General features: G+C 38.6%; 10 protein-coding genes. 3 read left to right on the top strand and 7 right to left on the bottom strand.

Going from position 1 to position 25,709, the window contains the following annotated elements; genetic code table 11:
• Positions 1–38: 38 nt before the first annotated feature.
• The 5 genes from I2F31_RS06635 to nadA form a co-directional block, all read right to left on the bottom strand.
• On the bottom strand, positions 39–3,716 hold the full coding sequence (locus I2F31_RS06635; RefSeq protein WP_195773650.1) for a UvrD-helicase domain-containing protein: 3,678 nt from the start codon (positions 3,714–3,716) through the stop codon (positions 39–41).
• Positions 3,709–7,377 (bottom strand): exodeoxyribonuclease V subunit gamma, encoded by a 3,669-nt coding sequence (locus I2F31_RS06630; RefSeq protein WP_195769465.1) that lies wholly within the window; start codon positions 7,375–7,377, stop codon positions 3,709–3,711. The genes I2F31_RS06635 and I2F31_RS06630 overlap by 8 nt, the downstream gene beginning before the upstream one ends.
• Before the next feature lie 267 nt (positions 7,378–7,644).
• Positions 7,645–8,355 (bottom strand): hypothetical protein, encoded by a 711-nt coding sequence (locus I2F31_RS06625; RefSeq protein WP_195769466.1) that lies wholly within the window; start codon positions 8,353–8,355, stop codon positions 7,645–7,647.
• Between the two features lie 79 nt (positions 8,356–8,434).
• Complete coding sequence (gene nadB, locus I2F31_RS06620) at positions 8,435–9,955, bottom strand: L-aspartate oxidase (RefSeq protein ID WP_195773652.1); 1,521 nt, start codon at positions 9,953–9,955, stop codon at positions 8,435–8,437.
• Entirely contained in the window at positions 9,939–11,090 is a 1,152-nt protein-coding gene (gene nadA, locus I2F31_RS06615; RefSeq protein ID WP_228285129.1) for a quinolinate synthase NadA, read from the bottom strand. The genes nadB and nadA overlap by 17 nt, the downstream gene beginning before the upstream one ends.
• A 282-nt stretch (positions 11,091–11,372) precedes the next feature.
• On the opposite strand from nadA, the gene I2F31_RS06610 reads away from it, so the two are divergent.
• From I2F31_RS06610 to I2F31_RS06600, 3 genes are all read left to right on the top strand, one after another.
• Positions 11,373–12,293, top strand: coding sequence for an NUDIX hydrolase (locus I2F31_RS06610; RefSeq protein ID WP_195769469.1), 921 nt, complete (start codon positions 11,373–11,375; stop codon positions 12,291–12,293).
• Between the two features lie 63 nt (positions 12,294–12,356).
• Positions 12,357–13,205, top strand: a complete 849-nt coding sequence (gene nadC / locus I2F31_RS06605; RefSeq protein ID WP_195773653.1) for a carboxylating nicotinate-nucleotide diphosphorylase — start codon at positions 12,357–12,359, stop codon at positions 13,203–13,205.
• A gap of 219 nt (positions 13,206–13,424) precedes the next feature.
• Positions 13,425–15,506: a TonB-dependent siderophore receptor gene (locus tag I2F31_RS06600; protein WP_195773655.1), complete on the top strand. Its 2,082-nt coding sequence runs from the start codon at positions 13,425–13,427 to the stop codon at positions 15,504–15,506.
• Between the two features lie 169 nt (positions 15,507–15,675).
• Here I2F31_RS06600 and I2F31_RS13310 read toward each other — a convergent pair whose 3' ends face one another.
• Positions 15,676–24,789: a calcium-binding protein gene (locus I2F31_RS13310; protein ID WP_266096541.1), complete on the bottom strand. Its 9,114-nt coding sequence runs from the start codon at positions 24,787–24,789 to the stop codon at positions 15,676–15,678.
• A 15-nt stretch (positions 24,790–24,804) separates the two neighbouring features.
• On the bottom strand, positions 24,805–25,709 hold a 905-nt coding region (locus tag I2F31_RS06540), incomplete at its 5' end, for a hypothetical protein (RefSeq protein WP_213014828.1).

Below are 25,709 nucleotides of genomic sequence, written 5' to 3'. Positions count from 1 at the left end.
ACAACATAATATATTGATTTAAAATCATAAATTTAGAATTATTCGATCGTATCATCATAACCTAAAGTCGCATCAAGCCGTAAAATTAACTCAACATCGGGTTGCCAATATAATACGCCATAACCTGCCACACCATGCATGCCTCTTAAATACAAATAACTCGCCCCACCTAAATGCTGCTCAATGGTATAACCCTGTAGTTTTTGTTTTAAATAACGATGCAATGCCACCAAATATAAACATGCCTGTAACCAATAACTGCTTTGCGACATATTTTTAGCGATTTGCTCGGTCGTATAGGCCGTAATTGACTCCCCTAAAAAGTTACTTTTATAATCGGCAATGTAATATTTACCTTCAAATAAATACACCAAGTCAATTGAACCATTCATAAACCGTGCCGACTCAGCTGCATTTAATGTGGGAATGGTTATGCCATACTCTTGCAACAAACGATAGATTCGCTGTGTAGCAAAGACACGGTCAGACAATGCCAAGTGGAAAGGAAATTCCGACAAATAGTCTTTACGAGCTAACTGTTGTAAACAAAATTCCCCATGCATTGGGGTCTGTACAATCGCCTGCAACCAATCAATGACTGCCTGAATCATCTGCTGTTCAGGTTGCTCAGACTGTGTTTGGTAGTACTCCAGTAACGGTTGGCGTAATGCCACATAGTCATTTTTAAAACGGCGTTGTATCTCTATGGCCCAATCTTGGCTGTTTTGAAAGTCAATTTGCTCAAAGATTTCATGTAAAAAATTACCTGCCTGTGTCCCCATAGGAAATTTCATGGCAATGCTTGAAATGGGCGTAGGTTCAGCATCCATCACTGTGACAGATGGCACAGCAATTTCATCATCGGCAGGGTGTTGTATGCTGTCTTGCTCAACCAATAAGTCTTGTGCCTGTTGACGGGTCAAGTGTTGTGCCAAGGCTGAAAAACTGGTGCGTGAACGGGGGTACAACCTTAACTTAGGCAACGGCTGTGCATGTATTGCAATCACTTCATGCGTTTTTTCACGGTAAGCGACTGGAGCACTCAAAATCTCATCGGCTTGCATGCTGTCCACATGCTCAAAGGGCACGCCTTGTGTCCAAAAGCTCACGCCTGCGGGATTTTTAGGCTGCGTCATCACCACATACATACGATGACTGGCACGGGTTAATGCCACATACCATAAACGATTTTGCTCTGCTTCGGCACGGGCTTGGTGTTGTGACAACGCCTGTTCTTGTAAATGTGCTTGGTCATTAATTTCAACCACACGTTGCGTTTTAGCGTTGGTATCCGTCACTTCAGTGGTTGAAAAATTTAAGGTTTTATTTTTTTCACTAAAAGTAGAGTCTGCATTGATTAAAAAAACAATTTTAAACTCTAATCCTTTCGACTGGTGTATGGTCATGAGCTGTACACCTGCCACGCTCGACAACGCCCGTTCTAGCTCCCATTCTCGCTCACTGGGTGCAGCCACTTGTTTAATATACCACTGGTATAAATTGTGTGGCCCTTGATAATGCCGACTCTCATTGCTGAGTAAATCACTCAAGTGTCTTAAATCGACCACGGCCCGCTCATTGTCACGCGAGGCATATTTCACGATGCTTTGCCAAATATTCAGTTCATTCAATGCAAACTGCCAAGCGGTTAAGAACTGCCGTGTGAACCACATTTCACGAATCTGATCAAACACAGCAATGTATTGCCCCAAACCATCGGCTTGCGTTTCCAGCTGAACCAAGTCCGATACGTTAAAACCCATTAACCGAGTCGCCAAAGCCCGTTTGACCAGACGCTCATCGAAAGGGTTTAAAATTGCCGCTAAAAATGCAGCCACATCTTGTGCCATACGGCCTGCAAAGACACTGCGTTTGGCAGGACGATTTACTCGTATGCCTAAACGCTCTAACTCGTATTGTACTAAGTCTAAGTTGTGATGATTTTTAGACAGCACCGCAATATCATCGAGTTGTATGGGCTGTTGCTGTTGGTCTTTTTGCGTATATAACAGACCGTGTTGTGCCTGTTGTAATAGGGTAGAAATTTGCCATGCCACTTGTATGTCTGCACTGACGTGTTTTTTATCGCTGATGGTTAGCCACCGTAGTGGTGCGTGGTTTTCTCCCACAGCATCAACCAAACTTGGGTGTGGTCGTGTACCTGCTTCTACAGCCTGATAAATCACTTGCTCACCAAAATCTGGGCGTTGAAGTAGCAAAGCATCGACTGCCTGTACCAGTGGTTTGACTGTTCTATGGTTGTATTTTAAGCGGTAGTATCGACCTTGTTTGGCGGTCACATCTTGCTGTGCTTGTATAAAGGTCAGCATGTCACCACCACGAAAGCCATAAATGGCCTGTTTCCGATCTCCCACCATGACCATACAGCCTTGCATATAACGCTGCTCATCACGCCAGATTTTCGCCAGCATGTTGTCTTGGTCTTGGTTTGTGTCTTGAAACTCATCAACAAAAATCAGTGGATAACTGCGTTGTACAAAGGCTGCAAAGGCTTGACCTTGACTGTCTTGCAATGCATCGGACAAAGTTTTAATTTGCTGTGCAAAGGTGGTTTCACCCTTGTATTGTAATAACGCAGGTAAACGCTGTTTCACTTGTTGACACAGATAAAACTTAAAGTAGGTTTCTGTCTGTTGTAGTTGCTGCTGTATCTCAGCAAGTTGTGTCAGCACCTCAAAAAAGCGGTGCAATTCGGAATCATTGTAAAATGCCTCTGCTGCATCTGTGGGGCATTTTTTAGTAAACAGTTTTTGTGCATGAAATTGCTGTTGTAGCTTATATAAAGATGCATGGTCTTGGCTAAAAAAGGCCTTGCCATCGTCTTTTAAGAACGCGTTTATTGCCGTTGGTATTGCCACTTCAAAAAGAGCGGTAAATTTACTTTTATCTCTATACAGCGTACCACTCACCCCCTGTATATACTCCCCTTCAGCGGTGTAATATGCTGCAAGATGTGCCACTGAAAGCCCACTGAGTTTACGTTGTAATTGCTCAATTTCCTCTAATGCCAATTTAGGTGGCATGGGTGAATTAAACTGAGCATTGCTAAAATTGAGTGTATCTTCTACCAATTTCATGTAGTGTTCGGCAGGGTGTAAATGCCCTGCAAAGTACATAAAATCGATCTGCTGTTGGCTTTGTTGTTGTAGCCACTCTCTGAGTATGTCGTGAATCAGTTGTTTAATATAGTGTTTCGATTGGTCTGTAATGTCTGCACGTTCTATTTTGCCACTTTCAAAAGCAAATTCTCTGAGTAACTTTTGGCTAAAGCTGTCGAGTGTACCTACAAATAAATCATCAAGCTGTGAAATCACCACATTTAAACGTGAGCATAAGTAATCTATTTTATTGAAATATTGGCTGAGTAAAACCACATATAATGGGTCTGTACCTTGGGTTTTTAGCATTTCAAGCCATGTCAGGTTTTCTTGTTCGGCATAGCCTTGACGCTGCTTAAAAAAGTCGAATGCTTCAAGGAGTCGTTTACGGGTACGTAGTTTTAACTCGGCAGCCGCCGCACGGGTAAATGTGGTTGCAACTACCTGTTTAGGCAGATACTTTTCAACCAATGCCCGTACAATCAGGCTAGATAAAGTAAACGTTTTGCCCGACCCTGCCGATGCCTCAATCCAATGTAACCCTGTAAATTGAATGTCTTGAATCGGATCAAATGACACGGCTGTGCTGTTATCCATGCTTACAAAGCTCCACATATTGAAGATACATTGGGGCATACAAACGATATGACCACGTTAAGCAAGCATCTTGTAATAAGGCGGTGCGATCTTGCTGTTGTAAGATAAACTCCCAATCTTGATGGTACTGTGAGGCTTTATCTTCACTAACTGCAAATGCACCGTATTCATAGTTGTTTTGCCATGCTTTGAGCAATAACTGCATACTCTTTTCATCAAGTACATGCTGTTCATCGACCTGTTGCCATGTTAGTGCTTTGCTGTCTTCTATTATCGGTTTCAGTAATAGTGCTGCAGGCAACACTAACGGCGTTTGCTGTGCAACGTGCCATGCTTGCCACCAATCAGCCAAATAGCTTTTGGCTTGACTAGAGCTGACACCTTGGCAAATCATGGTCTGATTACTAAAAACCACCACCCGTTTTAAATCTGTACCGCCGTCTGCAAGGTCTAAATAACTGAGCCATAATAAATACTCCAGCCACACTTTGGTGCATCGTTCCGCCCGTGCACTCGCTGCCTGCAAACTCACCCATTGCTGTGCACCTTTTTCAGCAATACGTATGCGTATATACAGCCCTTCTTCAATGCATAAGGTATCTTGCGTGGTTTTTGTGGGTTCAGTGGCATAACGGCGTAGCTCAACCAGTAGGTCTGTATGCTCTTGCTGTGCCTGTTGCCATGCACTGTGCTGTACTTTTCCGACGGGCAAACAGTCCATGAGTAAGTCTGCATCTGGCAGATGTTGTTGCTGTTGTAAAAAATCACGGATCTGATAACGGCCTAAACCATCTAACAATAGCGGTTCACTGTCTTGTATTTCATCTGCCAAACGTAGGTTTGCTAGACCTAACGCTTTTAAATATAACTGTGCAGGAAAGGTGACATCAGACAACCACTGTTGTTGCTCAAGCACTCGAAGCGTTTTGGCAGAGGTGTTGACTTCGGCATCAACCCACGCAGGACGTTTTGCCGTATGGTTTTGTAACTGTAGTGCGACATCAAACCACTGATTTTTGTATTGTGTCGAGCCATCTTGGCTAAAATAATCAAGGTCAAAGGGCTGTAAATAATGTAATTGATACAGTGGTCGCAGATTCGGTGAAATCTCTAAACCACGATCATCAAGTGGCATCGGCTGCTCTGGCTCTGCCACAATCAATTGTAGATGATCAATTAACTCTTGTAATACCGCAGATGGTGGGCGAACATCACCGCCATTGGCATCAAAGCCATTATAAAACAACCAAAGGGCATCTTTAGCCAACAACAAGGCATCTAAAAAAGCCCCTTGGTCATCTTCAAGCCGTGAGCGGTCGCCTAAAATGGGGCGTAACACTTGCATCAAATCAAATGGAATATGCCGTTGCTGACTTGGAAAAATACCGCTGTCTAAATTCAGCAACACCACCAAACGATATGGCAGTGGACGAATCTGCCCAATTTCACTAAAAGTAATGGCACCACTGGGTATGGCTTGCTCGACATGGCTTTCTATGGCATTGCTAATTTCTTGAATCACACTGGCCAGTGGCAAAGTTAAATCACTTAACGCCGCAAGGTCTTCGGTTTTGGCATGCCGTTGCTCATAGTTGGCTGTTAAGGTGAGCATACGTATTTGTTTTTGTATGACTTCTTTAACACTACGTAAAACCGTTTCACCCTGCTTTTCAAAGGCCGTGACTTCATCAAGGAGTTTAAATAGCCACTGCTCAACGGTGGTCTGTGTGTATTGCTCACTATACAACCAATCACGGCGTTGATTAAAATCGTTGTATATTTGAATGAGCACCCCCACCAAAGCAAAATCTTCGGGCATTAAGTCTTCAATACTCAGCCCATCTAATACCATCACATGCTCAGGCACAGCCACGCCCTTCACTAAACGGTCTAAGGCAAATTTAAAGGTATAACGGTAATCTGTGTCTTCAGGCAATAATGTACGCTGTAAATGGGTGGCATCTAAACCACGCTTAAATCCTGCGTGCTGTAATAGCTGTAAAATACGCTCAACCGCCTGATAATCTAAGTCATAAAAACGCTGTGTAGCAAGTAGACTCAACCAATCTGAAAAGTCATCAAATTGAAAACGACCATCGGGTAAAGTGATTCGACCCAAAACTGCTTGCCATGCATTATTTAAATCAAACTGCATGACCCCTGCCATTTTTATTGGCAGATAGTCATCTTGCAATTTACCCTGATGGTTCGGCATCGGGGCAAATACACTGCGAACCAAAGGTTCTATGTCGGCAAGTGCAGGGGTTAAAATTAAAATATCATCTAAACGCCGTGGCTGTGTTGGGTCTTTTTCTGCAAGCCACGCGACCAGTTGTGTTTTTAATACTTCAAGCTGACGCAATGTGGTGTGACACACATGAATTTGAATAGAGTGGTCATGCTCATCTAGTGCATACCCATTGGCTTCAGGCTCCATTAAATACAAAATATCTGCCTGTAACTGATGAAGTAAACTGTCTGTATCAATATCAATAAACACATCGTCCCACTCGCCTTCTTCACCTGAAGATAACCCTGCAAGCAGTGAAAAGTGATCTCGTGCCTGTTTACCAAAACGCGTCAGTAATGGGTGTCTAGACTCTCGTGATTCAGCATTAAAGTGCTGATTAAAACTTCTGAGAAAATGGGCAATATCATCATCAGAGACCGCTTTGCCCTGTTGCTGATTTTTTTCAATAAAACGCTGTTTTACTTTTGCGTCGTAACTTTTTTTCCATTTTGGGTCGACACTGTCTGCCCAATACTCTTGCGATGGATTGTAGTGATAAATGCTAATGTCGATGTATTGTGCCAAACGGCGTAAAAAATGCAGTTGAATCGGTGGTAAATCTAACAATGTAAATACAATCACCTGTTGCGGTAATGCATCACGACGCTCAGGCTCTGTCATCTGCTCTAGGCTTTGCCAAAAAACATCATCAATGGCCTGTATATTTAAAAAATCGTCGTGAAAAATATGTTGCCATAGCCAACTTTGCCATGTTTCTAAGGCACTGGCTTGCTCTAAATTATATAAAGACAACTGTTGGTCAGACGCAATCAGGCTTTCTATGTCTAAATGTTGTCCCTTACCCCACTTTGCCAACCAATTATGGGGACAGCTACACAGCAAACTGCCATGATCTTGGTTACAGTAGCCCCGATACGCCATATAGTGGCTAAAGAGTTTCGATACATTTTCTGCCACCCAGTACCACATGCTTTGCTGTTTTTGTTGCTTTTGCTTGGCGTCTGTTAAATGTGAAGCACTGTCTTCAATACGCTGAATAAACGCATGCATGGGGTGGTCTAAAGGTAGCTTCGCTCCCTGCTCGCTTAACTGCGACAACACCGTATAAATACGCCACTTCATGACTAAACGCGGTAAATTGGCTTGGCGAACTTGGTCTTTATTGGTCAACACATGCTGATAAATAAACCACTGAAAGGCCTGAATCCGATGATGAAACACATGATTAGCACTGATGCCATGTTGCTGTGCAATATACTGGGTGAGCCAATGTTCAATGGCAGGATTAGGCACAATAAAATGCTGGCTTTGCAATGCCCCCAATAAGTTTTCAGAGGGCTGATTCAACTGTGCCGATAAAATTTGAGCCAATACCTCTAGCTTTTGGCTTTGGCAAACATGAATCGCCATTGATGCTCTCCTGAATTATTATGAGTATGATCGCCAAACAGATTATAACCAGATCTACTCATTTAAGTGGTGGTATACGCAAAAGGGATTCAATACCTAAGGTGTAATTATTTTATAAGTTTCATGAGATGGTAATTTTCAAGCTAAATTTCATACCGTAAGTCGTTAAATGCTTATACTTACATGGTATATAATTTTCACCTCTATAGAGTTTTTATTGGTTTCACTGACTACAGACAGGTTGTAGCCATTCATATTTTTTTAAATTTACGACTCATCAACTTTCTCTAATGCCAAGAATTTCTTTGCTTTAAAGGGCTTAAGTAGCGGACTCAAAGTCATCAGTGCAAGAAAAGTACAACCTAAAAATAAAATACCTTGTGAAATTAAAAAGCTACTAGGTATTTTATTGATACTTTCTCCATTAACTAGATACAAAAACAATAGCCAATACATTGGGAATAATGAACCAAGAGCAATTATAAAATATACCCATGTTCCTAATGTACTTAATTTCTCGGCATGCTTTGTTCTCCACCCTTTCTTCAAAATATATTGTTTGGTATTTATATCTTTCTCTAGATACTGCTTAGCAGATTCATAATAAAAAATTGCTAAACGGGTATCTCTGCAACTAAGAATATATTCCAATAAATCTCGGTCAGGGTGTGAGTAATTAAGTAATCTATTTAATTTAGCAACATTCAAATGATATAGAATTTTCGCTCTATGATTCTTAAGTGACTCATCATGAGTTAAACCCTCTTTATCTTTTATTTCTGCTTGAGTTCTTTTTACTTTATAATTTTGGTATTCTATTATTACGTTAAAAATCCCAGACTTGATTAGAAAAAAAATAAGTGTTACTGCTAAAATCAGAACAGCACCTATACCCAAAATGATTAGGCCATAAGAACTCTGAAGCATTAAATTCAATAATGGATTCAAGTTTAATTCTGAATTCAAACTCACTGACATTTCATTAAACCTTTGTTTTATTTGTAAAGACCGCAATTATTAATAATAACTTACTTTATCTAAAAATAGATAACTGCTCCTAGACCATATTCAACGAATACCTCCCCTCTTCTGTAACCTTTGGATAATCTTCATTAAAATGTGCCCCTCGACTTTCTAAACGACCCAGTGCACCAGTCACCATCAGTAATGCAACAAGAATTAAATGCTCTGTAGGGTACTTGGTCTGCCATGCTTTTAACTGCAAATATAGTTGTTCTAAACCTGCCTGAATCCGTACACCCCCCATATAGCGACTCATCCATTTTTGAAGTGTCGAGTGGGAAAAAGTATCTGCTGATACATTCGCTACAGGTACAGATAATGGCTTAAAAGTATGCATCTGACCCACAGTCGGATATGCCCATGCACTCTGCGAAACAACATCTTGTGCAATATTACGTCCAACCACCACACACTCTAATAATGAATTACTCGCTAAACGATTTGCACCATGCAAACCTGTACATGCAACCTCACCTACAGCATATAAATTTTGAATATCTGTATGCCCTACAGCATCTGTCAGCACACCACCACAGCTATAATGAACCGTTGGTGCAACAGGAATCATCTGATAGCAAATATCTAACCCTAAAGCACGGCACTTCGCATCAATTGCAGGAAAATGTTGTTGAATAAACGTTTCATCTAAATGCGTCATATCTAACCAAACAGGCTGGTTGTTTTGCTTCAGCATTTCTGTACATATTGCTCGTGCCACAATGTCTCTTGGTGCAAGTTCCGCACGTGCATCGTAATCTGGCATAAAGCGATGCCCACTGGCATTACGCAATATTCCACCTTCGCCACGCAATGCTTCAGAAATCAAAAAACCGTCTGCATTGGGCAGAGCAAGTCCTGTCGGATGAAATTGTATACACTCTAAGTTTACAATACGGCACCCTACTTTAAACGCCAATGCAAGGCCATCTCCTTTTGCACTCACAGGGTTTGTAGTTCGTTCAAAAAGCTGTCCAACACCACCTGTTGCAAGCACTGTATGCTGTGCAATAAAAGTATATTGCTCGTGACCCTGTCTACAACGCAAACCATAACACTGTGTATTTGTGGTCAGAATTTCTTCTACCTCATGCCCCACCAACTGGTCAACATTAGGTGCATGTTCAAGCTGTTTCACTAAAGCCTGAATGACTGATTTCCCCGTATGATCTGCCACATGCACAATACGGCGATGATCATGCCCACCCTCTTGGGTCAGGTGCACACGTTGAGTATTCACTTGATCACAATCAAACACCACGCCTTGTTGCTGCAACCATGCAATCGCCTCAGGGGCTTGCGCTAAAATTTTCTGTGTATTTTTCACATCACATAAGCCCGCACCTGCGTTCAGGGTATTTGCAACATGATTTTCCACGCTGTCTGTTTCAGCTAAAACAGCCGCTATACCCCCTTGCGCCAAATAACTCGCACTAGTGAACAGATCATCTTTTAATAACAACGCAACACGCAAATGCTTTGGCAAAGACAGCGCAACGGTTAAACCTGCTAAGCCTGCCCCAACAATAACAACATCATACTCACAACGCTGTATCATCCGACTGCTCCATTAACCATGTATTAAATGAATGTGCACCTACGTTTAAATCATGCTTGCTTTCTTGACTAAACTTTTGATACTGCGCTGAAAAAGCCAACATTTTTAAAATCGGGTTTTCAGCATCGATGATTAAATTGGCATCTAATTCAACACGCTGATGCTGATACTTCAAAACATTCAAACATGCCTCCAAACCATTCATGGCCATCCATGGACAAAAAGCACATGATTTACACGTTGCGCCATTGCCTGCGGTTGGCGCTGCAATAAATTGTTTCTCGGGGGCTTGTTTTTGCATTTCGTGCAAAATTCCCAAATCCGTCGCCACAATAAAAGTCTGATTTTCATATTGTGTAACAGCTTTCAATAGCTTACTGGTTGAGCCAATCACATCTGCATAGGCCACAACTTCAGCAGGTGATTCAGGATGCACTAAAACCAATGCATCAGGATGCTTTGTCTTTAAATGTTCAAGCTCAATACTTTTAAATTCATTATGTACAATACAAGAGCCCTGCCATAACAGCATGTCTGCACCTGTTTGTGCTTGAATATAACTGCCTAAATGACGGTCAGGCCCCCAAATGATTTTTTGACCCTGTGCATGTAAATACTGCACGATTTCAATCGCAATGGAAGATGTGACCACCCAATCTGCACGCGCCTTCACTTCGGCACTGGTGTTGGCATAGACAACCACTGTACGGTCAGGATGCTCATCACAAAATTTTGAAAAGGCATCTATTGGACACCCCAAATCTAGTGAACACGTGGCTTCTAAATCTGGCATCAATACTGTTTTTTGTGGGCTTAAAATTTTAGCCGTTTCACCCATAAACCGAACCCCTACCACAAGTAAGGTTTCTGCAGGGTGTGACTTACAAAATTTTGCCATTTCAAGCGAATCGCCCACCATACCGCCTGTTTCTAAAGCCAAATCTTGTAATTCAGGTTCAACATAATAATGTGCCACCATGACCGCACCGCGTTCTTTAAGTAAGGTCTTGATCTCTACAATATAAGACTGTTGTTGTTCTTGGCTCATCAGCTGTGGCACTTTTGCCCATGCTTGCTGCAACGTACAGCTATTTTCTACCTGTTCGGCTTTGGCATCGACTAAATACGTGTGCATGAAATCCAATGATGGCTTTTCATAGTGATAATGTTCTATGACGTTTCTCATGACATTCATCCAAATTACGGCTTTAGTGATTATGCTCATAATGAGCATATAAATTCAAACTATTTCTACTCAACTTGAGCATAAATAAAATAAGATATTGTTTTATATAGATTTAATTTTTAACTACAGAATTGCTGTAATTTATAGCGAAACATTCAAGAATATTCACTGTTTCGCATACAATAGAGATCAGATATCTACCCATTTAATATAAGAGAACACAAAATAGATATGGTTCAAGAAACAACCACCGAACTTGTTGCTGTACTTATTGCCGTCACACACTTTTCAGCACGTGTTTTAACCATCAATGAAGGTCATTTACTCCCTTCAGGCCCCTTGCAAGTGATTCACCACTCACTACAAGCAGGTGCTCGCACATGGGTACAACAACAAACCAGACAACCTTTGGGATATATGGAACAACTCTACACCTTTGTAGATGTCAAACGCTCTCAACATATTGGCTATCCTATGGTGTATGTCAGCTATTTAGGATTGGTCAAAGAAGCCGATGAAGAAAAATTAGCTTTAGATGCAAAATGGAATGACTGGTATAACTACTTTCCATGGGAAGATAAACGACAAGCCAAAAACCAAGAAAAAATTGTATTAATTATCAAAAATATACAAGACTGGATTGACTCATCGGCAAGTGGTGAAATACGCACGCAACGCATCCAACGTATGAATTTATGTTGGGGGCTAAATGGCCATGAATGGCAAGAAGAACATGTGTTATTGCGTTATGAACTCATGTATGAAGCAGGGTTGATTGCAGAGTCACCTTATTTTAATCAACAATTGCCTGAAAGCATTACAGGGCAACCCATGCACAATCATCATCGTAGAGTGTTGGCCACAGCCATGACACGCTTACGTGCAAAATTAAAATATCGCCCTGTGATCTTTGACTTGATGCCTTCTGAATTTACCTTACTTCAATTACAAAAGAGTTTAGAGGCGCTCACAGGCATTGAACTACATAAACAAAACTTTCGACGCTTCATACAACATCAAAACCTGATTGAAGCGACAGGAAAAGAAGCACTTGTTGAGCGAGGGCGGCCTGCTCAACTGTATCGCTTTAAAAGCAATGTATTACAAGAAAGCTTACTTTCAGGCTATAAACTCCCAACAGCCAACAACTAAAAAGATTGCATCTGCATAAATTTCCGACATATACTCTATATGAGCATATATTGGAGATTTACGATGCATTACCCACTGCCTGATGTCATTTTACAACTACTCGTAGAGAGTGCTTTACGAGAAGATTTGGGACGACGTGGTGATGTAACCTCTGCAGCTGTCATTCCTACTCAAAAAGAAGCACAGCTCCATATTGTGGCGCGTGAATCAGGTATTTTATGCGGTATAGATTTAGCTCGCCTGACATTTAAAACCATGCATCCTCATTTGGTCTTTCATGCTCACCTAGAAGATGGTGCGACACTCACACCCAATACCGTCATTGCTTCGATTCAAGGCAATGCACATGCCATTTTAAGCGCTGAACGTACTGCACTGAATTTTCTGACCCATTTAAGTGGTATTGCCACCACAACACATGAAACTCAGCATCTGATTTCACATACCCCAACACGTTTAACCTGCACACGTAAAACTATTCCTGGTTTAAGAGATATTCAAAAATATGCAGTGCGTACAGGTGGTGGAAGAAACCATCGCATGGGCTTAGATGATGCCATCTTAATTAAAGATAACCATATTGCCCTTGCTGGTGGAGATATTATTTTAACCATTCAAAAAGCTAAAGCTTATGCAGGACATCTGATTCCTGTAGAAGTTGAGGTCGACACACTAGAGCAACTTGAACGTGTGCTAGAAGAAGGTGTGTCATTGGTGTTATTAGATAATATGTCACCTGATGTATTGAAAAAAGCTGTTGCAATGTGTCACGGAAAAACGGCCACCGAAGCTTCAGGCGGCATTACGCCCAACACTGCCAAAGCAGTTGCAGAAACAGGGGTTGATTTTATAGCTTTAGGCTATTTAACCCACAGTGCACGGTACTTAGATATTGGCTTAGACTACATATAACCTATCAAACTCAATCTGGGAATAATGCTTTGTTATTCCCACTGTGTAATACCTACCTAAATAAAGCCCTATACTTGATTACACATTATACAATAATGCAATATGTTGTCTTTACATACAAACACGCTAAAACCACGCCTCTATTCAAGCGAATCTATACAAAAAACTTCCCAACCTAAATAGTAATAATTATAATTATCGTTTATTTAGGGGTTCATTATGCAGGTCAAACGCTCTTTTTTGGCATTATCTATTCTTGCCACCACTTTCCCAAATGTCTATGCAGCATCTGAAAACAGTACAGTCCTTCCATCTATTCAAGCTCAAGCTGAAAAAAATGACCAAGACCAAAAAAACTATGCAGCGAAAACAGCTTCTGTGGTCAAAACGGGGGCATCACTGTTTGAAACAGCGCAGTCTATTAGTGTCGTAACCCAGCAACAAATTGAAGAAAAACAAATGCAAAGTGTCACCGATGCCTTACAAGGCGTAGCTGGTGTGAACTCTGCCCCTTACGGTCGCCGTGGTTGGGATGACTTTATTATTCGCGGACAAATCTCAAGTGCACAAACCTATGTTGATGGTTTACGCACCCAAACATCAACCAATGTTTTAAGATCTGAAGACATTGCAGGCGTACAATCTGTAGAAGTGGTTAAAGGCCCAACTTCTGTCGGTTATGGCTTAGCTCTGCCCGGTGGTTTAGTCAATTTAACCACCAAACGTCCTGAAGATAAAACATTTGTGAACAGCAGTTTAACATACGGTAGTTATGCGCTTAGAGAAGCTGTGATTGACGCGAACTATGCGCCAAATGAAGACAGTAACAAAGGTGCAGTACGTTTAGTCGCTAAAGCCTCATACCAAAATGACCCAACGGACTACGTTTACTTTAAAAACCAATATGTGGCTACATCATACAACTTTGATCTCGGCGACAAAGATGAATTGTCTGTGATTGCAAGCTATCAGCATCGCAACTACATACGTAACCAAGGCATACCAAGCAACTATCAAGGGTATAGCCGTAAAATATTTATTGGTGAACCTGACCGTGGCTATGACGTAGATGTATACCGTTTTGGTAGCAACTATACGCACTATTTCAACAACAACTGGAAGTTTAACCAAAACTTTGCGGCAACGCGTAATACCAGTTGGAGTAACTCCGTATTTTCAGCATCTGGAGCGAAATTTCCAACCATTACCCGCCAAATCAACTACCAAGACAAACAAGACAGTAACTTTGCACTTGATCAAAACCTACAGGCAAACTTTAACCTAGGTGCTGTCAATTACGATGTGATGCTTGGGGTAGATATGATGCGTGAACGCAGCGATTATTACCAACGTGTAGACACAATTAATTCCCTCAATGCCAATAAGCTTGTTTATGGTGTGACCAGTATAAAAACAGGTACACCTTCGTGGAACTTAACCTACAACCAATACACAGGTTTATACTTAAAAAATAATTTTAAATTTAATGACAGCTGGTTATTAAATTTATCGGCACGTCATGACTGGACACAGGTTAAGGTCTATAACTTTTTAAAAAATAGCACCATTAAAAACTCGGACAATGCCTTCACAGGTAGTGCGTCTTTAATGTATGAAGTAAATGACCACTTTGCACCATACACCACCTACTCCACTTCATTTATGCCAGTAACAGACACTGGGGCACAAGGTGAATTATTAAAGCCTGAGCAAGGTAAACAGATTGAAGCAGGTGTAAAACTACAAGGCTTTGACGGTCGCTTACAAGGTTACATGGCATACTACGACTTAGTACGTAAAAATGTGACTGAAACAAGCACTACTGGTACTTACTCTATTCAAACAGGTGAGCAAACCACCAAAGGCTTTGAAGCTGAATTGTCTGCTGCGATTACACCACAGTTGAATGTTTCTGCTGCTTATAGCTATATTCCAACTGCAAAAATTACTGACAGCATTACCAAAGCAGACATTGGCAAACGCATTAACCACGTACCTAAAAATGCGGCATCGTTGTCTACACAATATTACTTCGACAGTGAAAAAATGGGTTGGAACATTGGCGGTGGTGTACGCTACCAAGGCAATGCATCAGCACAACGCACCACGTACTATGTTTACATTCCAAGCTACACCCTATTTGATGTAAATGCCGGCTACGAAGCAAAACATTGGGCAGCAAACTTGAGCGTGAAGAATCTATTTGATAAAGAATATATTCAAGGCACTACGCCAAATGCACAGCTGATTAACTTTGGTAACCCACGTACATTTATGTTTAATTTGAAGTTTAAGTACTAGATAGCCCAAATCATCAATGAAGTAGTAAAAAAGGTAGTTGGTACCATTTAGGAAAGTCCCCACATAGTCCTAAATTCTAATGGCAATCTTCTCCAACAATGCAATAAAGACTCACTTCATGGGACATCTTAAAAAAGGCGCATAAAGCGCCTTTTTTAATCTAAATTATTTATGTATTACTCACTAGCAATGTCGTTACACCGTTCATATTTGGGGAAGAAATCAAAGGTGAGCTAGTGCCTGTGTTTGAGCTTGTAGCCATTGCATTTTTCATTGCATTTAAGTTACTTGCAACTGAGGGGTCTGTCTTACCGATCGCTTTAAAAATTTGAGCAGATGTCATCTGATCACCTGAAGAAAATTTAACGGTTGACACAACATTTTCTCCACCTTTTAACCAGTTCTGCACGGTAATTTGATCTTTGGTATTTTTAACCTTAATTAATAAGTCACTTTTAACTACACTAAACGCCACTTCATTGTAATTAATACCATTAAAATAAATTTGGTCATTACCACCACCCACATTATTTAAAATATCTTGACCAAAACCTTTGTTAAATAGGTATGTATCATTACCCTTACCGCCAAAGAGCGTATCATTACCCTTACCTCCATCCAGAAGGTCATTGCCTTCACCGCCATCTAGAAGATCATTACCATCACCACCTTCTAACTCATCATCACCTGCCATACCATATAACTTATCATTTCCTGCTAAACCTTGAATTAAGTCTGCCTTGGCTGTGCCTTGAAGCTTGGCATCATTTCTCGCTGTTCCTACAATTTTATTTTTACTTGGAATTATTGGTTGTATCGGTGTTGTGCTCACTTGACCAGGTAGCGTTGTCAGTAGTTTTGGTATTTGAGTTGCCATAATGGAGTAACCATCTTCAGGTTGAATATAGCTAATAGCTTTATCATTTCCTAAAAAGTGTTCTTTAATACGTACTTGTTGTTTTAAGTCCTTATCAATTAAAATTACAAGATCGTTCTTATCTTGATGGTAGCTTAAACGGTTAGCTTTAACATTCATAAAGAATACACCATCATTACCGCCACCTGTATTGTCAATGGTATCTACACCATTATGTTCAGAGTAAAGGTATGAGTCATTTCCTGTCCCTCCAATCAATAAGTCATCACCATCTTCTCCAGCAAGAATATCATTACCTGCACCTCCAACGAGGGTATCATTACCTGTATTTTTATCAATACCATTACCACCCGATAAATAGTCATCTCCATCACCACCATCTAAGTAATCATCACCTGAAAAACCATAGAGATAATCGTTGCCCGTAGAGCCTTGAATGAGGTCTTTACCACTTGTCCCGACCAGTTGCTCACCCTGTGAGTTTGTACCTGTAATCACTTTATCGTAACCATTGGCACTCGGTTTTGGTGTAGGAACAACAGGTGTTGTTGGTTGTGGATTTTGAGGTGTTGGCGGTGTGACTGGTGTTGTATCAGTTGTTTTAAATTGTTTAGCAATATCACTGGCTAAAATAGCATATCCACCATCTGGCTGTACCATCGCAATTGCCTTTTCACCGCTTAAGAAATGATCTTTAATACGTACAGATTGCTGTGGGTCTTTGTCTACTAACACGACTAAATCATTAGTGTCTTTTGTAAAACTTAAACGATCTTTAGTAATACCATTGGTAAAGAATACAATGTCTTTACCACCACCTGTTTGGTTAATAATATCTTGCCCATCACCTAAGCGGTAAACATATTTATCATCACCTGTGCCACCATCGAGTATGTCATTACCCAATCCACCATAAAGCGTGTCGTCACCTGAACCACCATATAAAGTATCGTTTCCTTCACCACCATCTAGGTAATCATTGCCTTCATATCCATAAATAGTTTCATTTAATCCTGAACCAAAGAGGTTATTGTTATTTTTATCTCCTCTTAATTCTAAAATAGAATGATTAATCCACTCTTTAGAGATAACATGGTTGCCTTCACTCAACTCAATATGAATAAAGTCTGCAGCATTTTCTTTAAAGTAATTTCGTAAAGTAATTTCATCATTACTGTCACTACCAAAAGATAACTTCAAATCATTGCCTACTTTATTTGCTTTTATATTGTTTAGAAAATAGCCCTCTATGAGCAACGTATTTTTTTGTTGTGTTGAGGTATCGAAAGTAATGGTATCTTTATTACTCCCATTGGCATAGTGAACCGTATTTTTACCTTTACCAGCATAAATGTTGTTATTATTACTATTTAACCAGAACTCATTATCTAAGTTATTTCCAAAGACAGTTTTTGCATCTCCCTTTAATATAATATTTTCAATACCATCTGGTATATAAGTATACGTACGATCTTCGCTACTTAAATCGTATGGGTTAATTAAGATTAAATCTCCCCAAAGCTCTAACGTATCAATACCTGTCTGACCATTTTCTATAACTTTATCACCGTAAACAACTTTTAAATTGCCCATTTCATCCTTAGCAATATGATCAAAATTTTTCATTACATAGTAATCACTCCCCTCACCACCATATAAAATGTCGTTTCCTTCGCCACCATCTAAGTAATCATTACCATCACCACCATATAAAGTGTCGTTTCCTTCGCCACCATAAAGCTGATTATTCCCACTATTCCCTAAAATCTTATTATCAAGTTGGTTGCCAGTAACCTGACTATTTTTTTGTCCTATGAGTTCAACTTCCTCAATATATAAACCCGTAGTATCCAAATTATTTTCTGTGATAACTTTATCATAGCCCCCATTTTCTTGTTCTAGATCTAATCGTACGGTATCCCACTCATCAATTACATACGTATCATTGCCCAAACCACCTTGTAAGTAGTCAGCACCTTCTCCACCATCTAAATATCCCCCATCATTGCCTCCAATTAAAGTATCATCCCCCTGCCCTCCATAAATGCGAGACCATTGATTTCCAACGTAAATTCTATCATTTCCGTTTCCACCATAGATTTCATCTGAAGTTGAATATTTATTGTTTTTATCTTTTTCAATCACACTGTTAAACGTATAAATGATGTCATTTCCTTCTCCACCATAAACCGTATCATGAGCATTTATATCTGGTGTCACGATTAAATCATCACCATCTTCACCATAAACTGTGCTGCCACCTAGTCCTGTATCAACTTGGTCATTTCCTGCCCCTGCATAAATGATATCCCCCTCATAATAATATGTACTTACACCTTTAATTACATCATCTTCTGAACCATATGTTTGCTTTACTGTTCCTTGATTGAGAAATTCATCCATAGTGATGACAGTATCAATAAATTTCCTTGTATAGCTATTTGTACCAGAAAAATCATATGTGTTATAAAATCCTTTTGGATTAATAACAGATACTTTAAAGTTTTTTAAACTGTCAATTTGCTCTATATTTTCTATACTAAAAACTACATCCTTTACTGTGTATTTAGTTTCAGCTCTTAAAGAATATGATACTGTAATACCAGAAGAATCTTGCTCTAAAGAAACCTCTATTTTTTTATTTTTTGAGTTAAAGTTAACCGTCGTATTACGCTTGGTATCTGAATTAACCGCATATACTGTATCAAATTTACCTTGATCAATTAACCTGCCTTGTTTTGGATAAATATTATCATTGGAGTGGTCTCCTGTTTGAACAGTATAAAAAGGAGCAAAATTTAATTCAATCGTGCCTGTTAAGTCTTCATCACGAATAATTGTATTTTTTGCACCATCTTTAAATGTATAAGTATCATTTCCTTTACCACCATAAAGATTTACACCATCTTCCGTTGCGATTAAATGATCATCACCATTTCCACCATATAAGGTGTCAAGCTTTCTTCCGCTTAAACTATCATTACCATCTAAACCCCAAATATCGGTAATATATTTTGTCTTATTATACAAATAATCATTTTGGTCTGTTCCAGTCAAAATTTGTTTAAGGTGCTTATCTAAATCTATTGCACTCCAACTCGCATTTTTAAATTCAACAATATTAATATTTGAATTCTGTTTAAATCCCTGTACTTTAATCTCACTATTATTTTCACCATACTTAATGATTAAATCATCATTTTGAATGATAAAAGATGCGTTTTCCCATAAGGTATCTTTTAAAACAAGTTTTATTTGCCCTTCGGTTGAAATAGTATCTTGACCATCACCTTGTTGAAAAATATAAGTATTTAAATTACTTTTATTATTTTTTGAATTGAGCATATCATTACCTTTACCACCTGTAATAATATGATTTCCTGCCTGTGTTGTAATAATGTCACTACCTGAACCTGCAATAATTTCACTATTACCTGTACCAACAGTGACTTGGTTATCTCCATCACCTGCTTGGATTTTTTGATCACCATCTTTGGTAGTAATTACATCATCGCCTGAACCCGTTCTAATATAATTTTGTCCTTGACCCACTTCAATGTAGTTATTTCCATTACCAGTATAAACTTTATTATCACCACCATTTAAACTAACTTTATTATTGCCATTGAATAAGTGTATTTCCTGCTCTTTTGTTCCATAAATCAAATTACTATTTTCATTACCATAAAAAGTAACTTCAGTATTACTTAGATAAGCACCTTTATAAGCTGCATTTAATGTCATACTAGTCTGAACATTTTCCATGAAAAACTTCTTTTTAAACTCATCCACAGAAATTTCTTTTTCTTGAATAACTATTTTAGAAAAGTTCTTCAAATCAAATTCTACTGTATTCTCACCATGATGAAGCTTACCTTCATAGTAATAAGCAAAATCTTCAACTAATTCAAAATTCAGTTTAATAATATTATTAAAATCATTTTCTATAATTTTATCATGTCCAAATTTTTCATTAAAAATATAAGTATCATTCCCTAAACCACCAGTTAAAGTATTGTTTAGCTGATTACCTAAGATGGTATCGCTCTCACTACTTCCTATTGCATTTTCAATTTCTGTACCGTAGCCAATTACTAATTGGTCTTTATCTAAGATACTTTCAGATTTTTCCCCAACATAACTCCATCCACCTTGATTTAAATCTAAATGCACAGGTTTAATTTGTGAAGTTGCACTTAATGTATCAATACCAGCACCATCATAAATATAGTTCGTATCAAACTCATATATATTATCTTCAGGTTTTAAATCAGAGCGTATACCATGTAAATAATGTATAGCAGCAATATCATACATTCCAAGAGTAACGTCATTTTTCTGATTTGATGTATAAGACATGATCGTATTGTTTTGATTGTTCTCTTTTTCAGGCAAAACAGGGGCTTCGAACGGATGTTCTAAACCTAAAGCATGTCCAATTTCATGGAGTAACACCTCAAAACCATATTCGCCTTGGTTAAAAGAGCTCGCTTCTTTATATATATTAGAATTTAAATGAATTTCACCTGTTTGGGCACTGGCGTAGCCTGCTGCCGCTCCGGCTTCGGCACTCGTTAAATCATCTAAATAAAATTTAAAATCGACTTTGTCACTTAATTCTGTTACTTGCTCAAATTCGATATTTGTTATTCGGCTATATTCTTTTAATGCAAGTGTGACTGCATCTTTTTGTTGCTGAAAAAAGTTTTTAGAATTAGATAGTTTTTCATCAAAAAAGAACCCGTAAGTCACCGTATTTTTACCTTTTACTTTAATATACTCTTCAGTTGCTAGTGCATTGATAAAATAAGGTAAGTCATCCCGTCCTGTTTTAATATCCTCTAAATGCTCTGGCGGAGGTGCCATAGCCATAATATCTGCTGTGTTCCAAACTGGGCCATTTACAAAGCGAATTTCTGAAATCTCAATTTGTTCAAATTTTTCTGTATTTTCTAAATAACTATGGTTACTTTTGTTACTTATTTTATAATAGTTTTTAACAGTAATTTGGTCATTTTCTCCATACTGTACAACAAGGTCTACATCATTTTGTCTTGAAACGCCTCTAACTTGACTTGGATCAAACTTAAACAATATGTAGTTTTTTGTATTTAATGAGGCGATATCACTAACTTCTTCTTGAATAATATCTTGGCCATCACCAATAGAAAAGGTATACAAATCTGAGCCTTTACCGCCCGTTAATATATCGTTACCTTTTCCTCCATCAATAATATCATCGCCAGCACCCCCATAAATTCGATCAGCACCCTCTCCCCCATAAATAATATCATCTCCTTCATCACCAAAAAGCATATCGCTTCCTGTACCACCGTAAATTAAATCATTTCCTTCATTACCAAATAAGGAATCGTCTCCTTCATCACCAAATATAAAGTCCTCACCTTTACCGCCATAAGCTAAATCATTTCCATTCCCACCAAATAAGTAGTCATCACCATCTTCCCCCCATAAATTATCATTACCATTGTCACCATAAACGAAATCATTACCTTCATTTCCATTTACTTTGTCATTATCATCCCCTCCGTAAAGGAAGTCATCTCCATTATTTCCATAAATAGAATCTTCCCCACTTCCTCCATATATTAAATCATTTCCAAAACGTGAAATATCATTACCATTTGGTGGTGCATCTGTACCTAGTAAATTAATAACATCTCCATTAATTTTATCATCGCCAGCTCCACCGTAAATAATATCTGAATCATAGTCACCGGAAATACGATCATTGCCCTCACCTCCAAAGATGTAATCTTGTCCGATACCTCCAGATATTTCATCCTCTCCCTTTCCTCCATATAAATGGTCATTTCCAGCAAGTCCATATAAATAGTCTTTGTCATCTCCCCCATATAAATGGTCATTGTCACTAGAACCTATAATAAAGTCATCTCCAGCACCCCCATAAACAATATCTGCACCTTTTTCTCCAATCCCTTTTTCATCAAAAGAATCAAAGGTATCTGACAGCTTGAGACGATTATCTCCAGATTGAATGTAAGGCTTTAAAATAGGCATTAAATATGGCGTACCATTCATGAAGTATGAATAGCTCTCACTTTTCTCATCAAACTCTTTATAATATTTTAAACTCATATCCCATTGATAGTTATTATCATATTTATATAACTGATCAAAAATTTTTGAGATTTCCTCTTCTTTTTTTTCTTCTTGTTTGGGATTGCTAGAAATAAATTCAGCTCTTTCATAATGAGTTTCCCAGAAGAAACTCGCTCGATTTGCACCGCGTTCCTTATTAGAGTTTGCACTTAGAATAACATCATCGCCATTCCCTCCATATATTTTATCTTTTCCTAAACCGCCCCAAATATAGTCATTTCCATTACCGCCATATATTTTATCTTCGATTGAAGACCCCATAATAAAATCACTACCATTTCCTCCAAAGGCAACAGCCGCCTCATATGAATTCGCAACAATTACATCATCGCCTTCTCCACCTAAAAGATCTTTTGGTGGGTTAACAAAATTATTTCCTTCTGGGCCAGAATTATTCTCTTGAGGTGCATTTTCTATACTTGGTGCATTGGAAAAAGTTAATCCTAAATCGCCATTCTTTCTCCATTTACTAAGATAAATGTTATTTTTAAGCTCACCTTCTTTAAAAATAACGATGGTATATTGGTTACTATCACCTTGTATCTTGTTAATAATGTATTGTTTGTCAATGCTCCGCCACGCAGAAATCTCTTCATCATAGTTACCCACCTCAATTGGCTTACCATCAATTTCAAGCGTACCATCTTGGTCTGCAATTAATGTTGTGGCTGTAGATAAGTCTGTAGAGTGAAAACGGTAAATATCTTCTCCCTCTTTTCCATCAAGTACGTTGGTTCCTTTATTTCCTTCTAAGATGTCTTTGTCTTTTCCACCGACAAGATAGTCATTTCCTTCACCGCCTTTGAGCTCATTTTCACCATCATGACCTTGTATGTAGTCATTGCCTGCACCACCATCAATACGATCTTTGCCTTTACCCCCTTCAATATGGTCATTTCCTTCATTACCTTCTAGTGTGTTTTCGCCATCGGTTACAGTAATAACATCATTGCCTTTACCGCCTTTCACTTCAGCTTTAGAATAAGACTGACTCAAAACGGCAACAACATCATTGCCGTCCCCTGCATCAATTTGAATATTGCCATCTCCACCCACAATCAAGTCATTGCCTTGGTCGCCATACAGTTGGTCGTTGCCTGTTCCACCATAAATGAGATCATTTCCGTGACCACCGTAAATGGTGTCGTGACCTGCACCACCATAAATAATATCGTCTTTATCTGTGGCTGTAATGGTATCGTTACCATCGCCCAATACATAAATACGGCCACTATTTTGTACAAATTCTTTTTGTTTATCTAACTCAGGGAAAATTGAAACAGCATATGCTGCAACATATGTACTGCTAGACAACTCTATAGGAGGTAAATTTTTCAGATACTTATCTATCTTACTTTGAATATCTAAGTCATCTTGTTTAGAACCATAAACAATAAGTTTGTTATCTTTCCTATAAATGGCATTGACAATACTAATGATCTCATCTAAACCATTAATTAACGCAATTATATTGGGTCTATCTGTTATACCAAAAATAGAACTCTTTAAATTATCTAACTCTTTTTTTTGAGCATGCAATGTGGGTAAGTTAGCAGAAGTTAAATCATATGCTTGCAAACGATCTTTGGTACTTTGATCATATTTAAGTTCAACTTGGCGCCCAATCTTAAAAGGGTCAATAAATGGTTCTGTTATTCTGTTGGTTTTACCTGCCAAACCATCACGGCTTTCATAGTCAAAGTTATCGTCTATAGGTACAACACGTAAGTTTTCAATCCGTGGCTGACCACTCTCATCTATAATAAACTTAGTGTCATCACTGAGTGTGAATTGCATAGAACCAAAGACATAACTTCTTTGTAAATAGTCACTTGAGTCAATATCTAAGTTATAGTTGGTTAAACCCAAGATTCCCTGAGCTACTTTATATTCATTATCAATGACATTTTCTGAAGCACTTGGATTTTTTTTAATGAATTCAGCTTTAAATGCTGTATATTTTTCACTATTTTTATCAATAACAACGACTTTTGTGAGTAATTCATTAAAACTATAGCTTTGGCCTATTGTTAACTTTTCACTATATTTCCCTTCTAAAAACTTGGTTACAGCTAAAAATGCCCCTGGTTGTATGTAACGCCCTGCACCTTGGGTCATAAACTCGACCATATCGATCGGATGGTCGAGCTGTCCCTTTGCATCTTTATCTCTTAGCCATTTGTCATCTTTTAAATTGCTAGGTATTTCTTTTTGACCAAACAAATATAATGACAAGATTTCTTTAATGCTAATTTGTGACATGGTTATTTCCTCTTATTACTTTAAATTTATGCTGTGACAGGTATCTACAGTGTCTGAATATTGATGGCCGTACTTACCCATTTCTTCGACAGGTGTACTTTTTCCTGCTAAGACATAATCTTTTGTTTCAAAACGCCCGATTTGTCCAATCAGTTCGATATCACTGGTTTGTCGAATTAAATTTGGGTTGTTTTTAGTTGCTGTTGCAATATCTGGAATATCTTTTAGTGTGTAAATCATTTCTTCGGGCTTAGCTGCACGTGCCATTCTTTGTGTATCTTTGATATCACAACAATAACGATAAAAAGGAAACTTTAAGTAATGGGTTAAATACTTCATAGGTGGGTAGGGGTCTGCCTCAATGTCGGCTTTTTCTTCAAAGGTAATTAAACCGTCTTGTAAAGGAATAAACTTGATTGGATTAATTGGATCTTCATCATGTAAGATACTAAACTTACGTAAGTTATTCTTAAAGAATGTGATGTAATCTTCACGGCTCACATCTCGATTAGCAATGAAATAACGGACTTTTCCACCATCGTTAATGACCCCTGCCACAATTTTAAAGTTTTCTTTTAGGCTTTTATGAATGTCCATACCTTCAATTAAAGTAATAAACTGTTTATAGTCCTTGGCACTTAAAGGTGACAAATACATGGCACGAAAAGACGGGACAAAGTAACTCATTCTTCCACTCTTGGTTTCTCTAGGCCGTGGCGTTACATGATTCAAAACTCGATCAAACAAATAGATCCGACTTTTATCCATAAAATGGTCTTTGTTGGCCACAATATCTATATTGGGTGGGTTGCCACAATTTTTTCTATAGGCATGATGTGCGATTTCTTCTTGCTGAAACCGGTAGTATTTAATGGCTTTATGAATAAAATAATACGCAGTCAAACTGACGCATATTAAAA

It is taken from the genome of Acinetobacter rathckeae (genome assembly GCF_015627125.1).
Taxonomy (GTDB): domain Bacteria; phylum Pseudomonadota; class Gammaproteobacteria; order Pseudomonadales; family Moraxellaceae; genus Acinetobacter; species Acinetobacter rathckeae.
Note: the sequence above shows the minus strand (reverse complement) of the source record. Positions and strands in the feature narration are given on the sequence as shown.